This window comes from Pseudoalteromonas sp. PAST1, assembly GCF_021532515.1.
Lineage (GTDB): Bacteria > Pseudomonadota > Gammaproteobacteria > Enterobacterales > Alteromonadaceae > Pseudoalteromonas > Pseudoalteromonas simplex.
Genome location: NZ_JAKGBH010000048.1, coordinates 1 through 24,693, shown reverse-complemented (window position 1 = coordinate 24,693; position 24,693 = coordinate 1). Strand labels below are relative to the sequence as shown.

Genomic DNA, 24,693 nt, shown 5'->3' with positions numbered 1-24,693 from the left:
TAATGTTTTATTCAGTTTCTTTCCAGCATTTTTACAAACGCTTGGCAAGCTCAGTCATTACGCTCATGGCTAAATCTTTTTTACTTCCCATTGCTAAATCTAGCTGCTCATTGTGCCAGAAGAGTGTTAAAGCATTATGATCAGAATTAAAGCCAAGGCCTTCTTTTGATACGTCATTTGCGCAGATCATATCGAGATTTTTGTTCTTTAACTTACCTTGTGCATAGCTTGCAACATCTTGAGTTTCTGCCGCAAAGCCAACGGTATAAGGGCGGTTTTCGCTAAGTGCTGCGACATTAGCGATGACATCTGGGTTCTTAACTAAAGTAAGGGTTAGTTCATCGCCTTGCTTTTTCATCTTTTGCTCATGAATTGCAGCTGCACGGTAATCAGCCACTGCTGCACAGCCGATAAAAGCATCCGATTGCGCGGCCAGTTCCATTGAGGCGGTAAGTAATTGCTCAGCACTTTCTATATTAGTAAGCAGGGCATTAGCAGGTGCTTTAATTGTTACGGGGCCTGAAATCAGATTTACCTTTGCACCTAGCGCAAGTGCAGCTTCTGCAAGGGCATAACCCATTTTGCCTGAGCTGTGGTTAGAGATATAACGAACCGGGTCGAGGGCTTCTCGGGTTGGTCCTGCAGTAATCGTGATGGTTTTGCCTGCAAGTAATGGCTCTACTTCAGGTTGTGTACAAAGCGCGACTAACTCATGAGGCTCTAACATGCGTCCTGCGCCTACATCACCACAGGCTTGCTCGCCTTTACCTGGGCCCCAAATAGCCACGCCACGCTCATTAAGTGTGGCAAGGTTTGCTTGTGTAGCAGGGTGGGCATACATTTGTTGGTTCATGGCAGGTGCAACCGCCACTTTTGCAGGGGTAGCCAGTAGTAGGGTCGTCAGTAAGTCATCTGCAATACCCATGGCCATTTTCGCTAAAATATTACTGGTTGCAGGGGCGACTAAAATAAGGTCTGCCCATTTGGCAAATTCGATATGACCCATTGCGGCTTCTGCTGCTGGGTCGAGTAATGAATCAGAAACAATCTCACCGCTTACCGCTTGCATTGTTAAAGGAGTAATAAAGTGTTTGGCTGAGTCGGTCATGACGACTTTTACTTCACAGCCTTGATCTTTTAAACGGCGAACAAGTTCTGCGCATTTATAGGCTGCAATACCACCACTCATACCTAACAGGATTTTTTTATTTACTGATTTTGTCATTACGTGAAATTTAACCTTTGTCGATATGGGCTAACGATAGCAAATCTTTACCGATAGCATGAAGTTTTCTTTTCTACAGACAGGAAAAAACTAAATTTTATAGTACAGTTTAATATATGGAATAGTTGTTTTAAGGATGAAGCAATGCCATTAACCGATTTACCTTTATCAGCAAGACCGCGGGAGAAGTTACTTGCCCAAGGTGCCAAAGCACTCTCAGATGCAGAGTTATTAGCAATATTCTTACGTACCGGTGTACCGGGCATGAATGCCATTGAGCTGGCTGAGCACCTGCTCGATATAAACAGCACTTTGCACGACTTATTTAATGCATCTGAACAAGAGTTTTGTGCCCAAAAGGGTTTAGGAGCTGCTAAGTATGTGCAGCTTCAAGCGGTACTTGAATTAAGCCGGCGCTATATGCTTGAGCAATGTAAGCGCGAGGCACTATTTAACTCGCCACAAGCCGTGTATGACTATTTAACTATTCAGTTACGTGGCTTACAGCAGGAAGTATTTATGGTGCTGTACTTAGATAGTCAAAACCAGTTGATTAAAGACGAAGTACTTTTTTACGGCACTATTAATGCTACGTCTGTGTACCCCCGTGAAGTGGTTAAAGCAGCGCTGCGTAATAATGCGGCGGCACTAATACTTGCTCATAACCACCCAAGTGGAGTTGCTGAACCTAGTCAGGCCGATAAATTGATCACCACTAAATTGCAGCAAGCTTTAGCCTTAGTCGATATAAATGTGCTGGATCACATCATAGTGGGTGGTGAAAATTGTGTTTCGTTTGCCGAAAGAGGGCTTATATAGAGCCAACTGTATTAGAGAGTGTGTTAAAAATGAGCAGTTTAGGGCGATTTTAGAAATTAGTTTAATTTAAATGCAGTTTTTACTTTCCCTAAGGGCATTCGATCTTTATAATTAGCCGCTATCAAATTTACACATGAGCTGATTGGATAAGATCTGTTACTTGATCTTTGCCTGTATAAGCTGTATAAAGAGCGCCCTTCGATTTATCCCGGGGCACAAATACTGGCCTAAGGGAAAATTAAGCTCGAGCGAAGTTATTGGAGATATATAGACATGTCTAAAGTATGTCAAGTTACAGGTAAGCGTCCAGCGGTTGGTAATCACCGTTCACACGCGAGAAACGCGACTAAACGTCGTTTCCTACCTAACCTACAAACTCACCGTTTTTGGGTTGAAAGTGAAAAACGTTTTGTAACACTACGCACTACTACTAAAGGTATGCGTATTATCGATAAAAAAGGCATCGACGCGGTTCTTACAGAAATCCGTGCTCGTGGCGAAAAAGTTTAAGGAACTGAATCATGCGCGATAAGATCCGTTTAGTTTCAACTGCTGGTACTGGTTTTTTCTACACTACCGACAAGAACAAGCGTAACATGCCTGAAAAAATGGAAATCAAAAAATACGATCCTAAAGCTCGTAAACACGTGATTTTCAAAGAAGCTAAAATCAAGTAATTTTAGTTTTCAGAATTCAAAAACCCAGCCTCGGCTGGGTTTTTTGTTTTTAGCGCTTAGAAATTATTATTAGAGCACAATAATCTAGCTTGGCTTGCTGTTTTATCTTGCTTAATTATCAATCTAAGCGTAAAATGCGCGCTCATTTCGGCTTATTAAATTTAATTCCTTGCCTTAAACCGACTGGCCGAAACGGTAGAAGGCTCTATTAACCGTAAGGAATATCCATGCGTCATTACGAAATCGTATTCATGGTTCACCCTGATCAGAGTGAGCAAGTACCTGGTATGATCGAACGTTATACTGGTTCTATCACTGAAGCTGGTGGTACTATCCACCGTCTTGAAGACTGGGGCCGTCGTCAATTGGCTTACCCAATCGACAAGCTTCACAAAGCTCATTATGTTCTTATGAACGTTGAAGCACCTACTGAAGTAATCAGCGAGCTAGAAACTACTTTCCGCTACAACGATGCAGTGCTTCGTAACTTAGTTATGCGTACTAAAGACGCTGTAACTGAAGCATCTCCTCTTGCGAAAGAAGAGAAGAAAGAAGCACCAGCTGCTTAATCGTTTTGAGTTCAAGCATGGCGCTTGCAGTTGAGACAAAAAGATGAGCCAACCGCTTAATCCTTATATGAATCAGCTGACACTATCTGGGGTTGTTTGTAAAACACCTAAATATAGTCAAAGCCCTGCTGGTATACCGCATTGTATTTTTGTTCTTGAACATAAATCGATGCAAGTTGAAGCAGACCTTAACCGTAATAGTTATGTCAGGCTTCAAGTTGTTGCCAGCGGCACGCCAATGCAACAACAAACTCAACAATTGCACGTTGGGCAACAAGTGCAAGTGACGGGGTTTTTAAACCGTCACGAAGGCCGAAACGGCTTAAGCCAATTGGTCTTGCATGCTCAACATATAGAAAGAATTTTTTGAGGAATTTTACTCATGGCACGTTATTTCAGACGTCGTAAGTTCTGCCGCTTCAAAGCGGAAGGCGTACAACAAATCGATTATAAAGATCTAGCTACTCTTAGAAACTATGTTACAGAAAGTGGCAAAATCGTACCTAGCCGTATCACAGGTACTAGCGCTAAATATCAGCGTCAGCTAGCAACTGCTATCAAGCGTGCTCGCTACTTAGCCCTTCTTCCATACACTGACTTACATAAGTAAGCAGCGGATTAACAGTTTTTAAAAGGTGTAGAGACATGCAAGTTATTCTACTAGACAAGATCGCAAACCTAGGTGGCCTAGGTGACCAGGTTGTAGTTAAATCTGGCTTCGCACGTAACTTCCTTTTCCCACAAGGTAAGGCAGTTCCTGCAACTAAAGCTAACATCGAAACTTTCGAAGCACGTCGTGCTGATTTAGAAGCTAAGATCGCTGAAGATCTAGCTGCTGCTCAAGCTCGCGCTGACAAGTTAGAAGCATTAGCTGAAGTTACACTAGTTTCTAAAGCTGGTGACGAAGGCAAGTTATTCGGTTCTATCGGTACTCGCGACATCGCTGAAGCTATTTCAGCTGTTGGCGTTGAAGTTGCTAAATCAGAAGTTCGTTTACCTCTAGGTACTATCCGTGAGACTGGCGAATTTGACGTAGCAATCGCAGTACACTCAGACGTATCGGCTACTATCAAAGTAATCGTTATCGCTGAAGCTTAATAGCAATATTAAGTAAAAAAAGCCGCACTTAGGTGCGGCTTTTTTGTGCCTGAAATTTATAAATTGTAGCATTTTGTACCGCTATTGCTTCTTCAGTTGCCATCCAATAGTATTGGTTTCTATATTTTAAACATACAAATACTAACCCTATATTATTACCTATTTTAAGAACATACGTTCTTTTTTCTTAATTTCTTTGTTCTTATTAGTATAATCGAATGAGTAAAAGTAAATTGGTTAAAATTGACACTGACAACGCTGTCATTTATATTATGCTGGTTAAAAAGTATTAAGGGGTTAAGGTTGAGAAGTGCATTAGTATCACATGGAATGGGTAAACAAACAGGCTTTACACTAGTTGAAATTCTTATCGTGATCGCTATTTTAGGGATTCTGTATAGCGTAGCACTGCCAGCTTACACTGAGCACATGCAACGTAGTCGCCGTGCAGATATTCAACAAGAGTTACTGCAATACAGCGCCAGTCTTGAACGAATTTATTCACGAAATGGCGGCTACCCCAATGCATTTGCAACTCAAAATACTGACTATTACAACCTTACTTACACAGCAACAGATAAAGTATCAGGTGCTGTAAGCGATTTTAAAAATCGTGGCTACAGTTTAAAAGCCGCTCCTAAATCGGGTTCGGCGCAAGCGAGTGATCGCTGTGGTGACTTAACCGTTAAACATGATGGTAGTTATAGCGCTTCATTTAGTGATTGCTGGGAGTAACACAATTGCGTCGAATTGCAGGGTTTACCTTAATTGAGTTAATGGTTGTGCTGAGTGTTATTGGCATTATGGCAGCCCTTGCTTTCCCGTCTTTTAGTCAGCAAATTTTGCAAGATCGCGTCGTAACTACTGCAAATCAATTAAATAGTGCTTATAAATTTGCACGCAGTGAAGCGGTCAAACGCGACAAACCTATTAATCTAGTTGTTAGTAATAATAGTTGGCAAGTGACCCTCAACGAGGGCGGCGTAGACACGGTTTTAAAAGAATTTTCGGTCACAAAAAGCGGCGTTGCCGTCAATTTAGTCGCACTGGCCATTAGTGCCAGTGGCGAAGTTGATAAACAAGCTGAAATTTTAGTGAAAGATGAGCACACAAATACCACTGATTACGTGATGTGTGTGCTTAAAAGTGGCCAAAACTGGTTAGTAGAAAATTCACAGCGAGGATGTGCATGAATAAGCAGGCAGGCTTTTCATTATTAGAAGTGATGATTTCAGTGGTGATCGCTGGCATCGCATTATTAGGCTTGGCGGCAGCGCAGCTAAAATCGCTGCAATATGCAACCAATAGTTTTGATTACACTGTGTCACTTATTCAAGGGCAAAACACCATTGAGCGTTTGTGGCCGCGTATTTGTGAAATTCAAAAAACCAATACCGCACTTTTTCAAGACGCGATATTTAGAGCTTCGCTCGCTCCACAAGTGAGTGATTATCAGCTAACGATCCCAGCTACTTACAGTGATGACATGCAAATTAATGTGGCTTGGGTTGATAAACGCATGACAGACAATGCAGAAAATCAAATTAGTCTAAATGCCAGTTTTCCTGATTTAACGGCGGTGTGCTCATGAATAAACGCGTTCAGGGTTTTACCTTAGTTGAACTGATGGTGGCATTGGCAGCTGGCGCTTTTTTATTAGCGGGAGTGAGCTTGTCTTACTCGGCGATTAAAAGCACCATTGAGGTGAGTAAAGAGCTTGAAAACGCTCAAGAAGTGATTCGCTATACCAGTAAAGTATTCAACCGCAGCATAAAGCAAACACAACTAACACCCACCATCAGTGCAGATAAAAGCACAATTACGATTACTCAGCCAAGTGGTGTCATTGCCTGTGATGGCTCTGCAACAACTACGCAGGTGGTTGAAGTATATAGCTTAAATGGTAGCAACTTAATGTGTTCACTCGATGGCGCTGCCTCAGAGCGATTACTGACAGGAATCGAAGCTTTGTCATTTGATATCGCCGGTGAGCTTGTAACCGTTACTGTAAAGCCAAATGATTTACCAGTTCAGTTCGGTAATGGTATTAACATTGATATTGCCTTAACTAATGCAATATTAGTCAAAGCATACGGAGCTGGCAGTGTATAACAAGCAAAATGGTTTTACCCTAATTACAGTGTTGATCTTGACCAGTATGGCTAGCATAGTGGTGCTTAGTTCGCTACGTGAAAACGTTGTTCAAGAACGTTTAAGTGGCAACTTTCAAAAGAAATTAAACAGCCGCTTAATGGCTGAAAAAGGTGTGTTTGAACAAGCTAAGTTACTGCAACAAACCTTGAATGATGAAGGTGTATTAGCGGTTGAAGATTTGATCAGTAAAACCAGTAACGCATCGGGCTCTGGTGTTATTGCTGATGATGCCATTTTTAATGCCAGTTTAAGTCAAAACGCTGCTGGTGAGCTTGAAATTGCAAGCTTGGGGCAACGATTTGATGGTGACGCGCAAAGTAACTTAGTCGCCCGTTTTGCAGTACAAGGTGCGAAAGGTAGTTCTGTTTTCACTAATGCGATGGTGGGCTGTAAGGGAGTCGATTTATCGGGCAGTGGTAGTATCGACAGCTATGATTCGAGTAAAGGCACCTACGAAGAAACAAAGTCGAATGATGGTGATGTTTCAACCATTGCTGGCGATTCAGATGTAGTGCTATCGGGTCATTCACCGATAAAGGGCGATGTAAAAGCGACCGGAGTTATTTACTTAAATGGCTCATCACCAATTATTGGTAATATCCATTCGAACTCCGGTGTTTATATCTCTCCTGGCAGTGGTTTACGTGTAGACGGTAATGTCTATACCCGTGGTTATTATACCCATCGTGGCGGGACTGTTTCGGGGGTTGTGCGAGCCAATGGTGATGCAAAAATGCAGTGGTCAACATTCATCACGAATAGCCAAGGCGAAGCGTTGGATATTATGTATGGCGGTTCAGGCGATTTTAAAGATACCAGCAATAACCAGCAAGATGGTGTGCATTATAGTGATCGTAAATTTAACGTGAACCCGAATGTTGAACCGGTAACTGTAGCCGATCCAGCTGCACCTGATTATGACCCTACAAACCCAGATACCAGTTGCGACCCGTTAATTTTGCCAGAGAAAATGACAGGCATAACAGATCAAGTAAGCAGTTACAGCTCTATTTCTGTAGGTCCTACGCAACAATTTAAGCTTAATACTGAAAAGGGCTATTTTAGTAGCGGTGGTAGCCAAGTTATTATGCCAAGCCTTGCTGATGTTTTCTTGTTTAATTCTAAAGCGCAAAACCAAGCTAATGGTAGCAATAGCAAAGAGTATATTTTTGCAGTTGATAGACTCAAAATGACCAGTGACGGCAAAATGGAAGTTTCTGGTGGTGATGTTATTTTACTGATTGATGGTGACTTTTCGATGGCGGGGAGCACAACACTGACTATTAAAAAAGACAGTAGTTTAACTGTGTTATTAACCGGAAAAGTCAATATTGGCGCAGGCGCAAAAGTTATTACTGAGCAAGAAGGATTAACTACTAGTGGTCATCCGTCGTTATCATTCTACTCATCATTTAATGGTGTAAATGGCGTGCAATTTAGCGGTGCTGCGAATTTATATGCGGCTATTTATGCCCCTTTGACAACGGTGAAGCTATCGGGAAGTGGTGAGCTATTTGGTAGTGTACGTGGCTCTACAATTACCGCAACAGGGGGCAGTGGTGCTCACTATGATGCGGGTTTATTACAAGTACAAAATGGCGGCACGCCTGCTTCTTCGGCACGTATCGTATTTTTAGGTTGGAGCTACAAAACCGCAGAAACAACTGAAGAAGAAAGCGAAGCATCACCTGCCGAATAACGTAAATCCCCAAATAAAATTGTGTAAGCTCAATTATTTGTAGCTTACACAAAAAAATTTAATTTCATTTAAACCTTTTGAATCCCTCCTTACGTCTAATACACTAAATTCACAACAATAATCATAAAGGACAACATCCAGGATGTTGATAGATGCAGAACAAGCGTTCGCCCAGCAAAGTGAGCATGCCTTGATAGAGCGCGTAAAAAGCGGTGATCAAGCAGCCTATGCAACACTTTATGAGTTGCATGTGAAGCGGGTTTATAGCCTATGTTTGCGATTGCTTGCAGACAAAGAGCACGCCGAAGATGCAACACAAGAAGTGTTTGTACAGTTGTGGCATAAAATCGCGAACTTTGATGGACGCTCACAATTTTCGACTTGGTTACACAGTGTTACCAGCAATATTGCGATTAGCTACATTCGCAAACATAAAAGCTGGTTTCAAAAAGTAGTGAGTTTTGAACAAAGCGGTATGGATGAGCAAAGCGCAGCAGATTGCGACGGCTTTAACGGCCTTGACAAATTAGTACTGAGACTACCTGAGCGAGCACGTATGGTGTTTGTACTCCATGCAATTGAAGGTTATCGCCATGAAGAGATAGCAAGCATGCTTGATATGGCGGTAGGTTCAAGTAAATCGCAATTTCACCGTGCAAGGCAGTTATTAAAAGAGTGGTATGAAAATGAGTAAGCCAGAATTTGAACAATTTTTAAATGACTCGCTTAACCATAAGCAAGATATTAGCCCTGATAAAGATCTTTGGCCCGGTGTTGAGCGAGCAATTGCAACAGGGCAACCAGAGCAAACTGAGAAGCCAAACCATGGCTGGAATAAACTCGCTGCAGTTGCCGCTTGTTGTATTGCCGCACTATTGACCGTACAGCTTTTTGTTGGCCAAGGTGAGCCAAATAGCATGATGGCAATGAGCGACTATTTTACCAAGCAAAAGCAAGGTTTGTTGGTGCAGTATCAAAATCAACCTGCGTTAACCGATAACTGGCAGCAACAACTAAAAGAGTTAGAAGAAGCCGAAAGTGCCATAAAGCAAGCACTTGAGAATGAACCTGAAAACCCAGCTTTATTACAAATGCTGTCGCAGGTTTATCAGCAACAACTGGACTTAATTAACAAGGTGCATGCACCGAAGTGGCAAACGATTTAGGAGTGACAATTATGAAATTACTAGCCTTAACTTTAGGATTACTGCCACTGATGGCAATGGCAGGACAAACCATTAATGAACAAATTGATGTACCTGCAAATAAACGCATTTTTATTGAAAACCAACGTGGTGATGTACGCATTGAAGGGTGGGATAAACCACAACTTAAAATCGAAGGTGAGCTTGACGATAAAGCACAAGGCTATCGTTTAGAGGTTGAAGGCAGCCGTGTTGAATTTATCGTAAAAATGCCGCGTAACTTAGGTGGCTGGAATAGTGGTGACGGTTCTCGTTTAACCATTTACATGCCAAAAAGCAGTGAGCTTGAATTTGCTGGGGTGAATGTCACAGTTAGTGCTAAAGAGCTTGAAGCGGGCGCAGAGATTGATACCGTCAACGGTGATATCACAGTGCAAGATATTCGCGGCAACATGAGCTTTGAAACGGTCAATGGCGATGTAAATGCCCACGACTTAAACGGTGATATTCGCTTTGAAACCGTTAATGGTGAAATTAACGATAAAAACTCACAAGGTGCTTTACGCTTTACCGCGGTGAATGGCGACATTAAGTCAAAAACCAAAGCACAAGATGTGCGTCTTGAAAACGTAAACGGTGATATCGACTTTGCTTTTGATGCAATTAAAAAGCTGCGCATCAATACTGTAAATGGTGAAGCAGAAGTACACATCAATAAGCTGCTAGCAGATGCCAATATTCGTTTTGAATCAGTCAGTGGTGATGCCGAGTTTTACTTCCCTGCAGATGTATCGGCAACGTTTGAAATTGAAGCTCACGCTAACGGTAAAATCGTTAATGAGCTTAGTGATGACAGAGCAACGAAGGCGAAATACGGCCCATCTAGCGACTTAGAATTTAGTATTAACGGTGGGGATGCTGATATAGAAATGGATACGATTAGCGGACGCATTGAACTTCGTAAACAGAAATAACGATTGCAGTTCACTCAATTACAATATTTCACTCAATTACAATAAAGCGGGAAGACTTCCCGCTCATACCAATCGTGTTAAGTTGTTGGTCTTAAATAGCGACAGATAAATGAAGTGATAACAAGGCAGAAATTTTGACATGTAGTTACTCTACTTTAGACATTTCTAACGCAGTTAGCGCTTTATTTAGCACGCTAGAATGACCAAATATTTAAGTCGATTGGTATTAACTATTTGCACAGCCTTAGCAAGTAGATAGAATAGAGCCATTCAATTTTAGTTTTGTGATGTTATGGCCAAACCAGATAAGCAAGTCGATACGTTAAAAGTCCCTCCCCATTCAATTGAAGCTGAGCAATCTGTTTTAGGTGGTTTAATGCTTGATAATCAAGCGTTTGACCGTGTTGCTGAGTTAGTGGTTGCGCAGGATTTTTATACCCGCACCCATAAGCTCATTTTTGAAGCAATGGTGAATCTTGCTGAAGGGGGTGATCCAATCGATTTGATCACTATTTCTGAGAGCTTAGAGAAAAACAATCAGTTAAGTAGCGTTGGTGGTTTTGCCTACCTTGCTGAGATTGCTAAGAACACGCCAAGTGCGGCGAACATTGATGCTTACGCGAATATCGTACGAGAACGTGCTGTTATTCGTGAAATGATTGGTGTTGCAAACGAAATTGCAGAAGCTGGTTTTAGCCCAGAAGGGCGTACTAGTCATGACCTGCTCGATTTTGCTGAAAGTAAAGTATTCAAAATTGCTGAGCAGCGTAGTAAAAGCACTGAAGGCCCACAAAACTTACACAGTATCTTAGAAAAAACCGTTGATAAGATTGAAGAGCTTTATCAGTCGCCACAAGATGGTGTGACGGGTGTAAGTACCGGCTATACCGATCTGGATAAAATGACGGCGGGTATGCAGCCTTCTGACCTTATTATTGTGGCGGCACGTCCATCGATGGGTAAAACAACCTTTGCGATGAACTTAGCCGAACACGCCGCCATGACGCAAGACAAGCCTGTACTTATTTACTCATTAGAGATGCCTTCAGAGCAAATCATGATGAGGATGCTGGCATCGCTAGGTCGTATTAACCAAACTAAGGTTCGTACCGGTCAGCTAGATGATGACGATTGGGCGCGTCTGTCGTCAACCATGGGCTTGTTGATGGAAAAAGGTAAAATGTATGTCGATGATGCATCAGGCCTAACACCAACAGATGTGCGTTCGCGTGCACGTCGTATTGCCCGCGACCATGGCGGTATTAGTATGATCATGGTCGATTACTTGCAGCTAATGCGTGTGCCAAGCTTGTCGGATAACCGTACTTTAGAGATCGCTGAAATCTCTCGTTCATTAAAAGCACTGGCAAAAGAACTGCAGTGTCCGGTTATTGCACTATCGCAGCTTAACCGTACCCTAGAGCAACGTGCCGATAAACGCCCAATCAACTCCGACTTACGTGAATCAGGCTCAATCGAGCAGGATGCCGACTTAATCATGTTTATTTACCGTGATGAAGTGTATAACGAAGACAGTGCAGAAAAAGGCGTGGCCGAAATCATCATAGGTAAGCAACGTAACGGCCCAATCGGTAAAGTACGTTTAACCTTCCAAGGTCAATTCTCGCGTTTTGATAACTACGCGGGTCCAGCCATGGACGACGAATACTAATGCGCTTAGCCATTGCCGAAATCAACCTAAAAGCACTTGCTCATAATTTAGCGCAAGTGAAGCGCTTTGCGCCTGGTTGCAAAGTAATGGCGGTGCTTAAAGCCAATGCTTATGGTCATGGCTTAGTTAAAATTGCTCAATACTTAAATGATGCGGATGCATTTGCGGTTGCGCGAATAGACGAAGCGTTAGCGCTACGTGCAGGTGGACTGACAAAACCGATTGTATTGCTTGAAGGTTTTTTTCATAAAGATGATTTACCTATCTTGCTTGCCAATAACTTTCAAACCATTATTCATGATGAAAATCAGCTCGCAACGCTTGAAAAAACAAGCCTTGATGCACCAATTGCATGCTGGTTAAAGGTGAATACTGGGATGCATCGACTGGGTATTGCACCATCGCAATTTGAGTCTTTCTACAGTCGCTTAAAAGCAAGCCCAAATGCCCGTGATGACATTAAGTTAATGACGCATTTCTCGTGCGCCGATGACATCAATGATGAAAAGACCGCTCAGCAAATTGCCTTATTTGATTCACTGGCAGATGGCAAAAGTGAGCAGCATTGCCTTGCAAACTCTGCTGGTATTATTGCTTGGCCAAAAGGTCATGGTGAGTGGGTGCGTCCTGGCTTGATGCTTTATGGCGTATCGCCAATGCTTAATGGTGTAGGGCAGCAGCACGGACTGGAGCCTGTTATGCGTTTGACTACGCGAGTTATCGCGATACGCGATGTCGATGCCGATCAGTGTGTTGGCTATGGCGGACGCTGGCATAGCGATATACCGACTAAGCTTGCGGTGGTTGCGATGGGCTATGGGGATGGTTATCCACGCCATGCCGAGCAGGGCACACCTGTGGTTATCAAATCACAACGCTATGGTATTGTTGGCAGTGTGGCGATGGACATGATCACGGTGGATATTGGTGATAACCGCGACAACATAACAGTGGGTGATGAGGTGATCATGTGGGGGCCAGAGCTTCCCGTTGAAGAGATTGCCCAGTGCGCAACAACTATTCCTTACGAATTACTGTGTAATATCACCCCACGAGTCAGCTACGAGTATCAAGAGTAACTTTGTTACTCTTTAATAAAATATACGTCACTGAAACCCATTCGTGCGAATTCTTGGTCACGAAAGTTACGTACTGCTGCAGAGCCTTTTGAAGTCATTTCGACCTGTTGTTCCATCTTTAAATAATTGGTTAAATCAATGCCTTCAGCCGCTGCGATCGCATGGTACATATCGCGGTATTTATCTTTTGCAAAATTGATTTCGCGAGGCTGATTTTTAAATTTGTATGTGATGCGGCGTGCCATAATGAATCCTCAATGTTTATCGGGGCTGATTTTACACTAAAAAATAACCATAGCCATGACTTGTTAGTACAAGCGGGTTACAATGCAATACTTTTTAAAGACTCGGTAACTCATAATGAAACTTTCAGTAGAGATCAGTAAGTACCCACTACATCAAGACTACATTCCGTTTATCAAAGGTTTTATTGACCGCGTAAACAGTTACGAAGGTCTTAAAGTGATCACCAACACCTTATCTACTCAGATTTTCGGTGACTATGATTTAGTGATGTCTGTACTTAATACTGAAATCAAACGTTCTTATGAAGAGTTTGGTAAAGCTATTTTCGTCTGTAAATTCTTACATGGTGACTTGTCGCCTAGCGAAGACTAGAGCCAACAGTAGCGCGTGTTATGGAATTTTTAAGCGAAACCTTCTCAGGCTTTACTGCCATGTCGCATTGGGAATATATTGCTGTTGCCTTATCGATGGCGTATTTGCTGTTAGCGATTAAAGAAAGCTTATGGTGTTGGCCAGCCGCGTTTGTAAGCACCTTTATTTATACCGTAATGTACTGGAATGGCGCACTGTTGATGGAGTCGCTCCTGAATTTTTACTACATGTATATGGCGGTATATGGTTGGGTCGTTTGGCGCAGGGGCATGGACAATAAAGATCATCTGCCCATTATTTCATGGTCGTTAAAGCGCCATGCGGTGATTTTGCTTGCCACCTCACTGGCCTCAGCTGCCATTGGTTTTGTGATGACCAATTACACTCACGCTGATTTTGCTTATCTAGACAGCTTTACCACCTGTTTTGCGGTGGTGACAACTTACCTTGTTGCCAAGAAGGTACTGGAAAACTGGTTGTACTGGATTGTAATTGATGCAGCATCTATGTACCTATACTTTGAAAAAGGGTATTACCCAACCTTAGTACTTTTCGTGTTTTACACTATTATGGCCGCATGGGGCTTTAAAACATGGTATGAAGAATACGAGCAGCATCAGGCTAAGCCGCTTGCACAGCTATAGATGAAAACTGAGCAACAAATTCACGCGCTTTTTACGCGCTTCAACTCACGTTTAGTTATCACCTCAATCAGTCCACTGGTTGAGGGGTTAAGCAATGATAACTACCTAGTTAAAACAGCAAGCCAAGGTTTTTTGGTTAAGCACTATCGCGACCACTGGCCGGCGATTGGTCTTGCAGCGCAAGCGCATTTTGCAAAGCAAAGCTGCTGCCCAGCCCCACTTTGGTTAGAACAAGCAACCGACACGGCTATTTTCGAATACGTGGCAGGTAGTATTGCCAGCGGTGAATTTTGTAGTAGCTTATTGCCCGACTTAGTTAATTTGCATCGTTACCCTGTGCTAACCGAGCCGATGAATATTGCTTATGAAATTAACTACTACCAGCAAACAGCGCGATACCAGCAACACGCAGAGCTAATTAAGCAGTCACTGGCTTATATTGATAGTGCACCTAAAGACATGGGCTTTTGTCATAATGATTTAGTGAAAGAAAATATCATTGTGAATGAGACGGGTATGTTTTTAATCGACTTTGAATATGCCAAAAGCAACGATGTTTACTTTGACTTAGCTGCGCTGGTGGTGAGCTTTGCGTTAAATGATGAGCAGCAACTGGCGTTACTTAAACATTACCAAGCGTTAGTGTGCGAACATCACGAGTTTTACTTATCAGTTGAAAAGCTCTCGGCATTTCATGCGCTGTTTTTACTTTTATGTATTTGTTGGTATGAACAACGTGGTGCGACGGATAAAGTGGCGCCACTGCTAACACAGCTTAACCACTTCATAGAAAAAGCTAAAAATTAAAGACCGCCAATTCGCTCAGCAAGTTCTTTATATTTTTTTACATCTTCTTGTTCAAACAAAGGCTCCCCTTTGTCATCTTGTGATTTCGAGATCAGTAAATGTTCGCGAGCAAGGCGCTTTACGCGTTCAACTTTTACACCCAAAAATTCCGCGACTTGCTCTGTAGACATTAAACTCATGATCAAATTCCCCTTACATGGCAATACTGCCACCTTGTTATTAATTTTATTAAGTATACGTTAATACCTTGGTTCTGCACGAAAGTGAAGTGTTTTAATGCAAATTGCTGAATTTGTGTGCATATAAAGGCCTTGATGCTAGCATTTAGCGCAAGATGCCATTATCATTGCCGGGTTGTCATGCTGATATCGCGAGTCAGTATTGATAACGACAAATGTGCTCTCGTGGTGAAATGGATATCACGTGGCCCTCCGGAAGGGGAGTTATAGTTAATTGGGAGCACAGTAATAGTGAACTTATAACGTATTTTGTAAGTTCACATTACAACATTAAGTTAGTGCATCTTAACTTGATAGCCTTTATATATTGGCCGCCCGTAGCTCAGCTGGATAGAGCGCACCCCTCCGGAGGGTGAGGTCAGAGGTTCGAATCCTCTCGGGCGGGCCACCTTCTCTTATAGTCCTCGGGACAGTTTAGGGACACTCAATATTGAGTTTCTCATAATGTCATTATCAGGACGCTTATGTTTTATTCAAAACTTACTCCAATATCATGGTTCTATATAAATTGTTTGGGCAAATTTTCAGTTTTTTTTGCCTCAGTTTTACCTTCTTCTTTTTGCGATGATTATCAGAATTATTTTGGTCGCTCGGATTGGAGGTTCTAAATGGCAACTATTAAAAAGCGCGAAAATGGTAAGTGGCAAGCAAAAATTAGGCGTAAGGGATATCCTTCGCAATCAAAAACGTTTGTTACGAAAACTGAAGCTACAAAGTGGGCTAGGGATGTTGAGTCAGATATGGATAAATCTACTTTTAAGTCTACTAGCCTAGCTGAGCAAAAGAAGATGACAGATGCTCTTGAAGATTACTGGACTGAAAAGCTTACTCAAAAAAAGTCAGCCAAATCTATTCGTTATATGATCAATAGATTAAAGCTTGTTTTTGATGGGCTTAGTTTACTTGATGTAACTGTGCATACCATGCGCGATTATAAAGCTTATCGGCTTGAAAAAGTACAGGGTGATACTGTCCGTAAAGAAATGGCTTTAATAAGTCGTATGTTCAAGTATGCAATAAATGAATGGGGAGTTTATTTACCGCATGGAAACCCTGTGGCTACAATCTCACTTCCTGCGAAAGGAAAGCAGCGCGATAGACGTTTTAAAATTGGTGAAGAAGAACTATTACTTTCATATGCCAAACAATATCGAGGTGTTATTCACGATATCATAATCCTTGCAATCGAAACAGGTATGCGGCGTGGTGAAATGGCTAATGCGCGAAGTAAACAAGAACTTGAAAAGTCTGGATATTGCTGCATTTGCTGGGAAGGGTTCAATGCAAAAGATTCGACTCTTTTTTTGAAAGATACAAAAAATGGTGAAAGTAGGATTGTACCGCTATCGCGACGAGCCAAAGAAATTATTCTCAAACAACCTCGAAAACTGAATGGGCCTATTTTTGATATTTTAAGTGATTCGGTAGGGCATGCTTTCAACAAAGTTACTGAGCGAGCTGGAATTGATGATTTTAGGTTTCATGATCTTAGGCACGAAGCAACAAGTCGTTTTTTCGAAAAAGGCCTTCAAATGATGGAGGTATCTGCCATCACTGGCCATAAAGATTTAGCGAGTTTAAAGCGTTATACACATCTTAGAGCGACGGATTTGGTTAAAAAACTGATGTGATGCATCTCATAGCTTAGTGATTATCAAGTCTCATAATTGGTAATCACAGCTATACAATCAGGTATTTTTCAACATACCTTAATATTACTCTTCATCTATGTACGAACACGATGAATGCTAGTATCAAAGTCTAATAAGCCTGCAACTTACTATGTCTTCGTATTTTGCCGTAGGTCGCATTTCATGCCTGCATTTTTATGTTTACAACTGTCAACAATGATTAGTTCAGCACTTTCATGTTTTAACTCTTAATCTTTTCTTCGGCATTTTTACCTCGTTAGTTTATTGGATTCTACTTCTGACTAAGTCTCTAGTTAAACCATACTATTACAACAGTGAGACTTTCCGCCTTTAAGTAATTAAAGAGGGGGGAAGTAATTATGTCTGTGTCTATTTGCAAAATTTTAACCCACTAAAACCTATGTCCATAGGCGCTGCGCGGTGGGTTTTTGCGAAGCAAAAAAAAATTTAAAAAACAAAATATGATATAATACGTTATAACGTAGTGGGGGTGAGTATGAATAGTTGCATAGTAAATGATGAAAATCTCAAGCTGGAAATTACAGATAAAGGACTTAAAAAGCTTTTGTTAAATAAAGGCTCTGAAAAAGTTACTTCGTATATTTCTTCTGTTCTTGATGAAATGTTTGTTGAGTTTCAAAGCATACCTGATATTGAAGAAAAACAGAGAAATGCTGAAAAGTTTCATAAAATAATACAGGTACGTATGCTTCACGGTGAAATATTTAATGATGCTAAACATCCAGTCATAACTTCAAGGGCAAAGATTAAACTGTGGGTGTCTTTACTCCGTGAACTTGAATTATCAGATATTAAAAAGCAACAAGTTTTTGTTTGTGCAAAATTGTGGCTTGATGAAAATGCTGACATAGACTCAAAAGTATTACGGGATACTTGTCATTCTCTAACGTTACTATCAACTTGTTTTTTCTGTCAAAGTGGTAACTTTTTCGGTAATGAAGACTACTCACAAGCTAGATTTATTAATTGCTTAGAAGGTGTTGCTATAAAATCTGAAACACATGAACGATGTACTTCATTTGAAAGAAGGGTGACTATAAATGAGGAATCTTAAGGCTTTTGCTACCTTTAGGGGCGCGTATTATAAAATTGATAAGGCATTCATCATATTAGATCACTCTAAACCTAATAGGAACGGGGTTACGCGCTCAGCAAACGTGAATCCTGAGTTTAGTCAGAACAATATTGGTTTATACACAAAAGGCTGTAAAAGCGCCTCTGAGGCTTTGGAATATGCATGTACTCGTTACAAACAGGTTACAGGTAAAAAAGTTAGGAAAGATTTTAATTTGTTGTTTGAACATATTGTTATTTTGAGTGAACAACAATATTTAAGAATTGAAAGCAAATATGGAGATGCCAAAGCAAAGAAGCTTCTAATGAGTTACTTACGAAAATATGCAATGCAAATTAAAAAAGAGTTTGGTTTTGAGCCATTAGGAATTGACTTACACTTAGATGAAGGCCGTTACGAAGGTGGGCGGTTTGTTCGTAATATTCATGCCCATGTTTCCTTCTTTAATTATGACTTTATAAATAAAATAGCTCCACTTCGTCATCTTATGGTAAAAGGAAAAGGCGCAAAATCAAGAACAAACCAGCTAAATCCACACTTTGAAAAGATGCAAGATATTGTTGCTAATACATTTAAACCTTTAGGTTTTGAGCGTGGAGAGTCAAAAAATGTTACTGGCCGCGAACATTTGAAAAAAGAGAAATTTGTAAAAGAAAAACTCAATGAAATGACTAAAACACTTGAGGGGCTTAGTAATCGTAATCAAGCACTTGAAAGTGAACTAACATTAAAAAAACAAAGATCAGAAGAACTTTCAAGCGAAATTCAAATACAAGAAACCAAAAAGAATTGGTTAGAGAGTAAAATTAATAATCTTACAAACTTAGCTGACGAACTTGAGTTGGCTATCAAAAATCGTTGTAAAAAAACACTTACCTTTATTTCTAGAAAGGTAGCGAGTACATATAAACTCACAAATAGAAAAAATGCTAATAAGCTATAATTGAGCGTGATAAGTTGAAAAAGTCTTAACTTGACCCATCAAACTCGAATTTTAGAGTTGAATCAAATCTTACAGTGAATAGCCTATTTGTACCAGAAGCAACCGTTCCGGTATAAATTATTTATGCCCTAAAGAAGTTAGGGTAAATACCCTAATAGCTGCTAACTGCTTTGTACGTACAAAAATATAGTTGCTTATCTAGCTAAACTTAGGTGTAATGGAAGCATAGTAAACGCTGAGCAGTGCAGGGAAAGCTTAAATAAGGCCAGATATTACTATAGTTTAGGTCATAAAAAGCAAGTTCCCATAGCATAAACCACACCAACTCTGACGCACCGAGCCGGTAGCGGCTCAGTCCAACAAGCGATTATGCAACACAAACTGCGTGTCGCATAAATATTTAAATGAGAGCACTCAAGGAGGAAGCATGAGTATTGATCAAAAGTTTCTAAATGGTTTAGTAATTGTTGCTACCTTGGCGTTGTCCGCCTGTGGTGATTCGGGTCAAGGTAATTTCAGTGACCAGCAAATATGTGTTGCCACAGTTTCTGCGATAATGGGAAGAGATCCTTCCATCATCAAAGTTGATTCTATCCAAGGTGATGTTACTTACCTTTCATATTTTCGTCGTGATGACGGTAAACATTGGAAGTACAAATGTAAATTAGAAGGAAATAGGGCTATATGGGGTGCAGATACAGGGCGATGGCGTACTGATCAATATGATTCAAAAATAACATTTTCTGTAAATGGTGACGAATTGAATATTTCAGAGAAGTATTCAGACGGATCAGGCGACACAAAAAAATATAAAATTGGTCAGTTTGGTGGGTAGTGCTAATAAGTTAAATCATCGGAAAACCACTCGATGCGATCGCGTTTTCCGCTGTTTAAAGCGTTAGCCATGAAAATATTAATTTTAAACCCTCTTAGTTGCTCAAAAGTCCGAACTCCGAAATGTCCATCGATGAGTTATAAATATTTTATAAAGAAATTTTATAGACAATATCTGCTGAAAATACACAGCAATTTGCCAAAATTTATCTCAACAATTCTAAGGAACTTTATATGAATAATTACCAATTAACCAAAGAACAGCTCTTGAATCTTTTGAATCTACACTTGAAACAACATCCAGACTTTGTTGACGGTATGTCTTTTGATGATATAAGTGTATTACCCAACGGTGCTTATGATGTACGTGCAAATTTCAATTTTGGTGGTAAAGCTGTTGCTGAAAACTACACATCTTTTGGATACATTTACAACGAAGTTTTTAACGATTTTCTAGCTTAATCTCCCAAGATTATGTAGTTGTGGGGTTCTTCATTTTCACCACTACATTCCCTTCAATGGCAAAGTTCATAAACTCCAGTCTAAAACACTTTTGTCCATTAACGAGTGAGTAAATTGCAAAACTTGCGCATTGCTTCTGCCCCAAAGTGAGTAAAAGTAAATGCTCTAAAGACTGCTTAGAGCGAGTTACGGACATTGAACATATGCTGGTGAACGTGGATATTCTAATATTTTACAGTTAAAAAAAAATGTCTCAACAAAACTAATGGACTTGTAGCCATTAAAGTATGATGAAATCTACCCGAGAAAAGAGTCCTAATATTCAGAGTAATATTGCGTGTAGTGCTGTAAATCATTTTTTCAGTTTTTCTTAAGTAAATCTTAAGGTTTGCCTGATATTTTATTAAGACACTTTTTATTTAGCCGATAGGTTTCTTTAATTGCTTGACTTATCGGTGATTAATTTGCAAATTTATTATCGCTAATAACTAAAAAACAGGGATTTATATATGTTATCAGTTGTACTTCCTGCCAAAGACGAAGCCGAAAATATTGGCCATCTTATTGAAGAAATTCATACCAGCCTTGCTGATTTATACCCGTTTGAGATTATCGTTGTCGATGATGGCTGTAGTGATAGTACCTTTGAAACCGCCCTCGAAACTGGAAGAACATTAGGCTGTGATGTAAAAGCTATCAAACATGCCTACAGTGTCGGACAAAGCACAGCGATTGTGTCGGGTGTGTTACAGGCGAAATACACCTTGATGGCGACCCTTGATGCCGACGGACAAAACGATCCGGCTGATTTGCCTAAATTAGTTGAGCGCGCTCAACAAATAGAAGCCGCTAATTTTTGCGTAATTGGCTACCGTAAAAACCGAAAAGACACGCCTTGGAAACGTTTTCAGTCGCGTTTTGCTAATAAATTCCGCGATGCTATTTTACATGATGGTGTGCCAGATACCGGCTGTGGTTTGAAAGTAGTGCCCACAGCCACATACCTAAGGCTACCACACTTTAACCATATGCACCGTTATATTCCTGCTTTGGTCAAACGTATGGGAGGCGAAGTGCAAGTGCAAGAAGTGAACCACCGCGATCGTGAACATGGTCTATCAAAATACACGGCTTGGAATCGAGCTTGGGTCGGTATTGTTGATGTATTAGGCATGATGTGGCTTATTCGTCGTGGCAAAGTGCCAATGGTTAATGAAATTCAAACGAGTAACACTAGTGACGATTAACAGGCTCGCTAAATTTATTGTTAGTTTGTCGTTATTTATTGCGATAGCGTTTGCAGTTCAACAAGGTTTTTTTGAACATATCGCTGACAGTAACTGGGTCGCTAAGTTTGTTAAAGAACAAGGCAAACAAGCCGTTGTTGTATTGATGGCGATGGGGGCTGCCTATGCCGCTCTTGGTGCGCCACGCCAATTGTTAGCGTTTGCGTTTGGTTTTGCTTTTGGGGCTGTTGAAGGGGCACTTTTAGCGTTAGTAGCAACAGAGCTCGGTTGTATTTTGTCATTTTACGCCGCCAAATGGTTGTTTCGCTCAAGCTTGCAACGCAAATTTAATAAAAGTTTAATGAAATTTGAACGCTTGGTTAAAGACAATACCACCTTAAAGGTATTGATGATTCGGTTGTTACCTATCGGCAGTAACTTGTTTACTAATGTCGCAGCTGGAGCAACTACAGTACCGGCTCAGGGGTTTTTTCTTGGTAGCTTTATTGGCTACATTCCACAAACCTTAATTTTTGCCTACGCTGGCGCTGGAATTGGTTTATCAGAGCACGAAAAAATACTCATCAGTATTGCGCTGTTTATTGTTTCATCGGTAATTGGCTCACTGCTTTATCGCAGTCAATTTCGTCGTAAAGTACAAGAACTATAAAGAAGTTAGGTTATGAAAAATATAATAAAAACCTTCGAACAAGATGATTATTACGCCGTCTTAAAAATCTTACTGGCCTTTGCCGCTGTTATTATTTTATTAGGTATTGGTATTCGTTCACCGTGGCCTGCTGATGAACCTCGATTTGTTGAAGTAGCCAGAGAAATGGTTGCCACTGGCAATTGGCTATTTCCAATGCGTGGCGGTGAATTTTATCCTGATAAACCACCAGTTTTTATGTGGTCAATCGCTCTTTTTTATTCACTTATTGGCAACCTAAAACTGGCATTTTTACTGCCAAACGCCATCTGTGGCTTGATCACTTTATTTTTGGTGTATGATCTTGGGGCAAAACTCCATAGTGTTCGCGTGGGTCGCAATGCCGCTTTACTTTTATTAATTACACCACAATTTTTGATCCAAGCTAAAGCTGCCCAAATTGATGCGATGGTGATGTGTTGGATAACGATTGGTTGTTATGGCTTTATCCGTCATTTCATTTTAGGGCCCAATTGGCGCTGGTATTTTATTTCGTGGGCATTTATGGCGCTCGGCATTATTACTAAAGGGGTAGGTTTTTTACCTGTACTCATGTTTATTCCCATCATTGCTTATCGCTTGGCGAATAAAGACTATTTTAAAGGCAGGCTCACCTTCGCTTGTTGGTTAGGTTTTGTGCCCTTTTTCTTGGTGTTGGCGGCTTGGTTTGTACCGATGATGATTACGGTGGCAGAGCAAGCGACCCCTGAATTAATTCAGTACAAAAACAATATTCTGTTCAAGCAAACGGGCGAACGGTACGCCAATGCCTGGCATCACCTTGAGCCTTGGTATTATTTTATTGTTAGTGTAATTCCCGTGATGTGGTTTCCATTACCAATTTTATTGTTGAGCTCGCTAAAGCATGTTTATCACAAATTAAAAACAGATCCAGTATTGATGATATTGTTTGCTTGGGTTGTGCTTGTGGTGTGTTTTTTCAGTATTAGTCCGGGCAAGCGCGGGGTTTATGTGTTACCTGCATTGCCGATGTTGTCGCTGTTTACCACCATTGCTTACCATGAAGTTAAACTACCGTTATGGTTTAACCGCATCAGCAAAAGCATTTTATGGTTAATTGCTATTGTGCTTGTTGTCGCTTGCATTGGTTTATTAACGGGTCATAAAAAATTAGTGAAACCATTAACCGCATACCCTGAAATGATCCCGTGGGCGGCAGGTTTAGCGTTTATTTTAGCAGCGATATGGTTAGTTAGTTTATGGCGATTACGGTCGAAAAACGCCTTTTTTAATTTAGGAATGGTAATTGTCGCTTCTTGGTTAATAGTGAGTACCTTAGGATATTGGCTAGCCGAGCCCCTGCGCACACCCAAACATGTTATTGAAGAAGTGGAAAACACCTTAGGTCAGCATGGTGAGCGCGGTGAACTTGGGTTAGTGAAATTTAAAGAGCAATTTTTATTGTTTTCACAATTACCAATAACGCATTTTAGTTACCTAGCAACGGATGAAGAAGAAGAGCGTAACGCATGGCTATGGATGGGCGAGAAGGCGGGTCGATTTATTTTAGTGCCAGATGATGCCAACTTAACGTGTTTCGATGTGTCTAACGGGCAAGATATGGGCTACGCTCACAGGCAGCACTGGTTATTATTAAGTGCTAAGCAAATGGCAGAAAACTGCCAAGCGCCAAAAGTTATTAAGCGTTTTAGTGTTCCTAGAGAAGCGTATTAATGAAAATAGCTGTAGTAGGAGCAGGTTTTGTTGGTTTGTCTAATGCCATTTTACTTGCTCAGCATAATAAGGTGGTTATCTACGATATCGTTCCAGCGAAAGTAGATTTAATTAATAGTCGTAAATCTCCCTTTGTCGATAAAGAAATAGAAGCTTTTTTATTTAAAGATGATCTCGATTTTGTTCAGTCACTTGAAAGCGCGTTAGGAATTAAAGCCAAGAAAAATTTTATGCCGATGCAAGCGGGCGATGTTTACCAAACCTTTGCAGATATTGATGACTTATTTAATGTTACTGGCTATAAGCCTAAAATGAGTGTTGAACAGGGCGTTAATAACTTTGTTGACTGGTATCGTGAATTTTATGGTTAAGTGATTTATCTATCCATTTTTGCATAATAGTGACATCTAGAGATGTCCGCCTATATTTCTAATATCAGTAATTATCTGCTGTAATCAAACAGGACACTTTGATAATGGAATATTATCCAATACTATTCATCAAGGTCCGTTCATGGCACAGACTGTGTGAAAACTAATTTTTAATAAATTGTCTTGGGTATGTTCTTAGTTTGAAACCATTTAAGATGGTTGCGATCGATTTTTTCTCAGTATCGCAATTTTCTCCGCGCGAGCGAAACTGCTATGGCAACGCTAC

General features: G+C 40.7%; 31 protein-coding genes, 1 tRNA gene and 2 pseudogenes. 31 read left to right on the top strand and 3 right to left on the bottom strand.

Annotation, left to right across the window (positions count from 1 at the left end):
- Positions 1-31 precede the first annotated feature (31 nt).
- Entirely contained in the window at positions 32-1,225 is a 1,194-nt protein-coding gene (gene coaBC, locus L1272_RS18510; RefSeq protein ID WP_235374046.1) for a bifunctional phosphopantothenoylcysteine decarboxylase/phosphopantothenate--cysteine ligase CoaBC, read from the bottom strand.
- A 144-nt stretch (positions 1,226-1,369) separates the two neighbouring features.
- On the opposite strand from coaBC, the gene radC reads away from it, so the two are divergent.
- The 17 genes from radC (at position 1,370) to alr (ending at position 13,111) form a co-directional block, all read left to right on the top strand.
- Positions 1,370-2,044 (top strand): RadC family protein, encoded by a 675-nt coding sequence (radC, locus tag L1272_RS18505; RefSeq protein ID WP_235374045.1) that lies wholly within the window; start codon positions 1,370-1,372, stop codon positions 2,042-2,044.
- A gap of 273 nt (positions 2,045-2,317) precedes the next feature.
- A complete protein-coding gene (rpmB, locus tag L1272_RS18500; RefSeq protein WP_036973115.1) occupies positions 2,318-2,554 on the top strand; it encodes a 50S ribosomal protein L28 in 237 nt (78 codons plus the stop codon).
- Positions 2,555-2,565: 11 nt separating this feature from the next.
- Complete coding sequence (gene rpmG / locus L1272_RS18495; protein WP_022946036.1) at positions 2,566-2,721, top strand: 50S ribosomal protein L33; 156 nt, start codon at positions 2,566-2,568, stop codon at positions 2,719-2,721.
- 227 nt (positions 2,722-2,948) lie between these two features.
- Positions 2,949-3,290, top strand: coding sequence for a 30S ribosomal protein S6 (gene rpsF, locus L1272_RS18490; RefSeq protein WP_036973113.1), 342 nt, complete (start codon positions 2,949-2,951; stop codon positions 3,288-3,290).
- Between the two features lie 67 nt (positions 3,291-3,357).
- On the top strand, positions 3,358-3,660 hold the full coding sequence (gene priB / locus L1272_RS18485) for a primosomal replication protein N (protein WP_036973732.1): 303 nt from the start codon (positions 3,358-3,360) through the stop codon (positions 3,658-3,660).
- Positions 3,661-3,672: 12 nt separating this feature from the next.
- Entirely contained in the window at positions 3,673-3,900 is a 228-nt protein-coding gene (rpsR, locus tag L1272_RS18480) for a 30S ribosomal protein S18 (protein ID WP_002962753.1), read from the top strand.
- A gap of 35 nt (positions 3,901-3,935) precedes the next feature.
- Positions 3,936-4,388: a 50S ribosomal protein L9 gene (gene rplI, locus L1272_RS18475; RefSeq protein ID WP_054554192.1), complete on the top strand. Its 453-nt coding sequence runs from the start codon at positions 3,936-3,938 to the stop codon at positions 4,386-4,388.
- A gap of 303 nt (positions 4,389-4,691) precedes the next feature.
- Positions 4,692-5,123 carry a type IV pilin protein gene (locus tag L1272_RS18470; RefSeq protein ID WP_327077894.1) on the top strand — a complete coding sequence of 144 codons (432 nt, stop codon included), beginning with the start codon at positions 4,692-4,694 and terminating at the stop codon, positions 5,121-5,123.
- A gap of 5 nt (positions 5,124-5,128) precedes the next feature.
- Positions 5,129-5,581 (top strand): GspH/FimT family pseudopilin, encoded by a 453-nt coding sequence (locus tag L1272_RS18465; protein ID WP_054554194.1) that lies wholly within the window; start codon positions 5,129-5,131, stop codon positions 5,579-5,581.
- A complete protein-coding gene (locus tag L1272_RS18460; RefSeq protein WP_054554195.1) occupies positions 5,578-5,979 on the top strand; it encodes a type IV pilus modification PilV family protein in 402 nt (133 codons plus the stop codon). The genes L1272_RS18465 and L1272_RS18460 overlap by 4 nt, the downstream gene beginning before the upstream one ends.
- Positions 5,976-6,500, top strand: a complete 525-nt coding sequence (locus tag L1272_RS18455; RefSeq protein WP_235374044.1) for a prepilin-type N-terminal cleavage/methylation domain-containing protein — start codon at positions 5,976-5,978, stop codon at positions 6,498-6,500. Before L1272_RS18460 ends, L1272_RS18455 begins: the two co-directional genes overlap by 4 nt.
- A complete protein-coding gene (locus L1272_RS18450) occupies positions 6,493-8,241 on the top strand; it encodes a DUF7305 domain-containing protein (RefSeq protein WP_235374043.1) in 1,749 nt (582 codons plus the stop codon). The genes L1272_RS18455 and L1272_RS18450 overlap by 8 nt, the downstream gene beginning before the upstream one ends.
- Before the next feature lie 142 nt (positions 8,242-8,383).
- A complete protein-coding gene (locus L1272_RS18445; protein ID WP_054554197.1) occupies positions 8,384-8,935 on the top strand; it encodes an RNA polymerase sigma factor in 552 nt (183 codons plus the stop codon).
- Positions 8,922-9,407: a hypothetical protein gene (locus L1272_RS18440; RefSeq protein ID WP_082389308.1), complete on the top strand. Its 486-nt coding sequence runs from the start codon at positions 8,922-8,924 to the stop codon at positions 9,405-9,407. Before L1272_RS18445 ends, L1272_RS18440 begins: the two co-directional genes overlap by 14 nt.
- An 11-nt stretch (positions 9,408-9,418) precedes the next feature.
- A complete protein-coding gene (locus tag L1272_RS18435; RefSeq protein ID WP_054554198.1) occupies positions 9,419-10,360 on the top strand; it encodes a DUF4097 family beta strand repeat-containing protein in 942 nt (313 codons plus the stop codon).
- A gap of 292 nt (positions 10,361-10,652) precedes the next feature.
- A complete protein-coding gene (gene dnaB / locus L1272_RS18430; protein WP_054554199.1) occupies positions 10,653-12,032 on the top strand; it encodes a replicative DNA helicase in 1,380 nt (459 codons plus the stop codon).
- Positions 12,032-13,111, top strand: a complete 1,080-nt coding sequence (alr, locus tag L1272_RS18425) for an alanine racemase (RefSeq protein WP_235374042.1) — start codon at positions 12,032-12,034, stop codon at positions 13,109-13,111. The genes dnaB and alr overlap by 1 nt, the downstream gene beginning before the upstream one ends.
- A 5-nt stretch (positions 13,112-13,116) precedes the next feature.
- Here alr and L1272_RS18420 read toward each other — a convergent pair whose 3' ends face one another.
- Positions 13,117-13,356, bottom strand: a complete 240-nt coding sequence (locus tag L1272_RS18420; RefSeq protein ID WP_054554201.1) for a DUF2960 domain-containing protein — start codon at positions 13,354-13,356, stop codon at positions 13,117-13,119.
- A 115-nt stretch (positions 13,357-13,471) separates the two neighbouring features.
- Here L1272_RS18420 and L1272_RS18415 point away from each other — a divergent pair, with 115 nt between their 5' ends.
- Genes L1272_RS18415 through L1272_RS18405 form a run of 3 tightly spaced genes read left to right on the top strand, consistent with a single transcriptional unit; the run spans position 13,472 to position 15,180 of the window.
- A complete protein-coding gene (locus L1272_RS18415) occupies positions 13,472-13,729 on the top strand; it encodes a YkoF family thiamine/hydroxymethylpyrimidine-binding protein (RefSeq protein WP_054563401.1) in 258 nt (85 codons plus the stop codon).
- A gap of 20 nt (positions 13,730-13,749) precedes the next feature.
- Positions 13,750-14,373 carry a nicotinamide riboside transporter PnuC gene (gene pnuC / locus L1272_RS18410; RefSeq protein ID WP_235374041.1) on the top strand — a complete coding sequence of 208 codons (624 nt, stop codon included), beginning with the start codon at positions 13,750-13,752 and terminating at the stop codon, positions 14,371-14,373.
- Positions 14,374-15,180, top strand: coding sequence for a phosphotransferase family protein (locus tag L1272_RS18405; protein ID WP_235374040.1), 807 nt, complete (start codon positions 14,374-14,376; stop codon positions 15,178-15,180).
- Here the strand turns inward: L1272_RS18405 and L1272_RS18400 are convergent.
- Complete coding sequence (locus L1272_RS18400) at positions 15,177-15,359, bottom strand: hypothetical protein (protein ID WP_054554205.1); 183 nt, start codon at positions 15,357-15,359, stop codon at positions 15,177-15,179. The genes L1272_RS18405 and L1272_RS18400 overlap by 4 nt on opposite strands.
- A gap of 371 nt (positions 15,360-15,730) precedes the next feature.
- Between L1272_RS18400 and L1272_RS18395 the strand changes: the two genes are divergently transcribed.
- The 11 genes and pseudogenes from L1272_RS18395 to L1272_RS18345 form a co-directional block, all read left to right on the top strand.
- Positions 15,731-15,807, top strand: a tRNA-Arg gene (locus L1272_RS18395).
- A 220-nt stretch (positions 15,808-16,027) separates the two neighbouring features.
- Positions 16,028-17,050, top strand: coding sequence for a site-specific integrase (locus L1272_RS18390; protein ID WP_235374039.1), 1,023 nt, complete (start codon positions 16,028-16,030; stop codon positions 17,048-17,050).
- 517 nt (positions 17,051-17,567) lie between these two features.
- A complete protein-coding gene (locus L1272_RS18385; protein WP_235374038.1) occupies positions 17,568-18,146 on the top strand; it encodes a hypothetical protein in 579 nt (192 codons plus the stop codon).
- Positions 18,133-19,110 carry a hypothetical protein gene (locus L1272_RS18380; protein WP_235374037.1) on the top strand — a complete coding sequence of 326 codons (978 nt, stop codon included), beginning with the start codon at positions 18,133-18,135 and terminating at the stop codon, positions 19,108-19,110. The genes L1272_RS18385 and L1272_RS18380 overlap by 14 nt, the downstream gene beginning before the upstream one ends.
- 427 nt (positions 19,111-19,537) lie before the next feature.
- On the top strand, positions 19,538-19,945 hold the full coding sequence (locus L1272_RS18375) for a hypothetical protein (RefSeq protein ID WP_235374036.1): 408 nt from the start codon (positions 19,538-19,540) through the stop codon (positions 19,943-19,945).
- Positions 19,946-20,178: 233 nt separating this feature from the next.
- On the top strand, positions 20,179-20,406 hold the full coding sequence (locus tag L1272_RS18370) for a hypothetical protein (protein ID WP_235374035.1): 228 nt from the start codon (positions 20,179-20,181) through the stop codon (positions 20,404-20,406).
- Between the two features lie 509 nt (positions 20,407-20,915).
- Positions 20,916-21,653, top strand: coding sequence for a glycosyltransferase family 2 protein (locus L1272_RS18365; protein WP_024603948.1), 738 nt, complete (start codon positions 20,916-20,918; stop codon positions 21,651-21,653).
- On the top strand, positions 21,649-22,302 hold the full coding sequence (locus L1272_RS18360; RefSeq protein ID WP_024603947.1) for a TVP38/TMEM64 family protein: 654 nt from the start codon (positions 21,649-21,651) through the stop codon (positions 22,300-22,302). Before L1272_RS18365 ends, L1272_RS18360 begins: the two co-directional genes overlap by 5 nt.
- Before the next feature lie 12 nt (positions 22,303-22,314).
- On the top strand, positions 22,315-24,036 hold the full coding sequence (locus L1272_RS18355) for an ArnT family glycosyltransferase (RefSeq protein WP_024603946.1): 1,722 nt from the start codon (positions 22,315-22,317) through the stop codon (positions 24,034-24,036).
- Positions 24,036-24,194 (top strand): annotated as a pseudogene (locus L1272_RS18350) (UDP-glucose 6-dehydrogenase); the annotation flags it as partial. The gene L1272_RS18355 and the pseudogene L1272_RS18350, both read left to right, overlap by 1 nt.
- A 15-nt stretch (positions 24,195-24,209) precedes the next feature.
- Positions 24,210-24,407: pseudogene (locus L1272_RS18345) on the top strand (protein CapI); the annotation flags it as partial.
- Between the last annotated feature and the right edge of the window lie 286 nt (positions 24,408-24,693).

Bases quoted from the DNA above. Each gene is read 5' to 3' on its own strand.
- coaBC (WP_235374046.1), bottom strand. From the start codon at position 1,225: ATGACAAAATCAGTAAATAAAAAAATCCTGTTAGGTATGAGTGGTGGT.
- radC (WP_235374045.1), top strand. From the start codon at position 1,370: ATGCCATTAACCGATTTACCTTTATCAGCAAGACCGCGGGAGAAGTTA.
- rpmB (WP_036973115.1), top strand. From the start codon at position 2,318: ATGTCTAAAGTATGTCAAGTTACAGGTAAGCGTCCAGCGGTTGGTAAT.
- rpmG (WP_022946036.1), top strand. From the start codon at position 2,566: ATGCGCGATAAGATCCGTTTAGTTTCAACTGCTGGTACTGGTTTTTTC.
- rpsF (WP_036973113.1), top strand. From the start codon at position 2,949: ATGCGTCATTACGAAATCGTATTCATGGTTCACCCTGATCAGAGTGAG.
- priB (WP_036973732.1), top strand. From the start codon at position 3,358: ATGAATCAGCTGACACTATCTGGGGTTGTTTGTAAAACACCTAAATAT.
- rpsR (WP_002962753.1), top strand. From the start codon at position 3,673: ATGGCACGTTATTTCAGACGTCGTAAGTTCTGCCGCTTCAAAGCGGAA.
- rplI (WP_054554192.1), top strand. From the start codon at position 3,936: ATGCAAGTTATTCTACTAGACAAGATCGCAAACCTAGGTGGCCTAGGT.
- L1272_RS18460 (WP_054554195.1), top strand. From the start codon at position 5,578: ATGAATAAGCAGGCAGGCTTTTCATTATTAGAAGTGATGATTTCAGTG.
- L1272_RS18455 (WP_235374044.1), top strand. From the start codon at position 5,976: ATGAATAAACGCGTTCAGGGTTTTACCTTAGTTGAACTGATGGTGGCA.
- L1272_RS18445 (WP_054554197.1), top strand. From the start codon at position 8,384: ATGTTGATAGATGCAGAACAAGCGTTCGCCCAGCAAAGTGAGCATGCC.
- L1272_RS18440 (WP_082389308.1), top strand. From the start codon at position 8,922: ATGAAAATGAGTAAGCCAGAATTTGAACAATTTTTAAATGACTCGCTT.
- L1272_RS18435 (WP_054554198.1), top strand. From the start codon at position 9,419: ATGAAATTACTAGCCTTAACTTTAGGATTACTGCCACTGATGGCAATG.
- dnaB (WP_054554199.1), top strand. From the start codon at position 10,653: ATGGCCAAACCAGATAAGCAAGTCGATACGTTAAAAGTCCCTCCCCAT.
- alr (WP_235374042.1), top strand. From the start codon at position 12,032: ATGCGCTTAGCCATTGCCGAAATCAACCTAAAAGCACTTGCTCATAAT.
- L1272_RS18420 (WP_054554201.1), bottom strand. From the start codon at position 13,356: ATGGCACGCCGCATCACATACAAATTTAAAAATCAGCCTCGCGAAATC.
- L1272_RS18415 (WP_054563401.1), top strand. From the start codon at position 13,472: ATGAAACTTTCAGTAGAGATCAGTAAGTACCCACTACATCAAGACTAC.
- pnuC (WP_235374041.1), top strand. From the start codon at position 13,750: ATGGAATTTTTAAGCGAAACCTTCTCAGGCTTTACTGCCATGTCGCAT.
- L1272_RS18405 (WP_235374040.1), top strand. From the start codon at position 14,374: ATGAAAACTGAGCAACAAATTCACGCGCTTTTTACGCGCTTCAACTCA.
- L1272_RS18400 (WP_054554205.1), bottom strand. From the start codon at position 15,359: ATGAGTTTAATGTCTACAGAGCAAGTCGCGGAATTTTTGGGTGTAAAA.
- L1272_RS18390 (WP_235374039.1), top strand. From the start codon at position 16,028: ATGGCAACTATTAAAAAGCGCGAAAATGGTAAGTGGCAAGCAAAAATT.
- L1272_RS18385 (WP_235374038.1), top strand. From the start codon at position 17,568: ATGAATAGTTGCATAGTAAATGATGAAAATCTCAAGCTGGAAATTACA.
- L1272_RS18380 (WP_235374037.1), top strand. From the start codon at position 18,133: ATGAGGAATCTTAAGGCTTTTGCTACCTTTAGGGGCGCGTATTATAAA.
- L1272_RS18375 (WP_235374036.1), top strand. From the start codon at position 19,538: ATGAGTATTGATCAAAAGTTTCTAAATGGTTTAGTAATTGTTGCTACC.
- L1272_RS18370 (WP_235374035.1), top strand. From the start codon at position 20,179: ATGAATAATTACCAATTAACCAAAGAACAGCTCTTGAATCTTTTGAAT.
- L1272_RS18365 (WP_024603948.1), top strand. From the start codon at position 20,916: ATGTTATCAGTTGTACTTCCTGCCAAAGACGAAGCCGAAAATATTGGC.
- L1272_RS18355 (WP_024603946.1), top strand. From the start codon at position 22,315: ATGAAAAATATAATAAAAACCTTCGAACAAGATGATTATTACGCCGTC.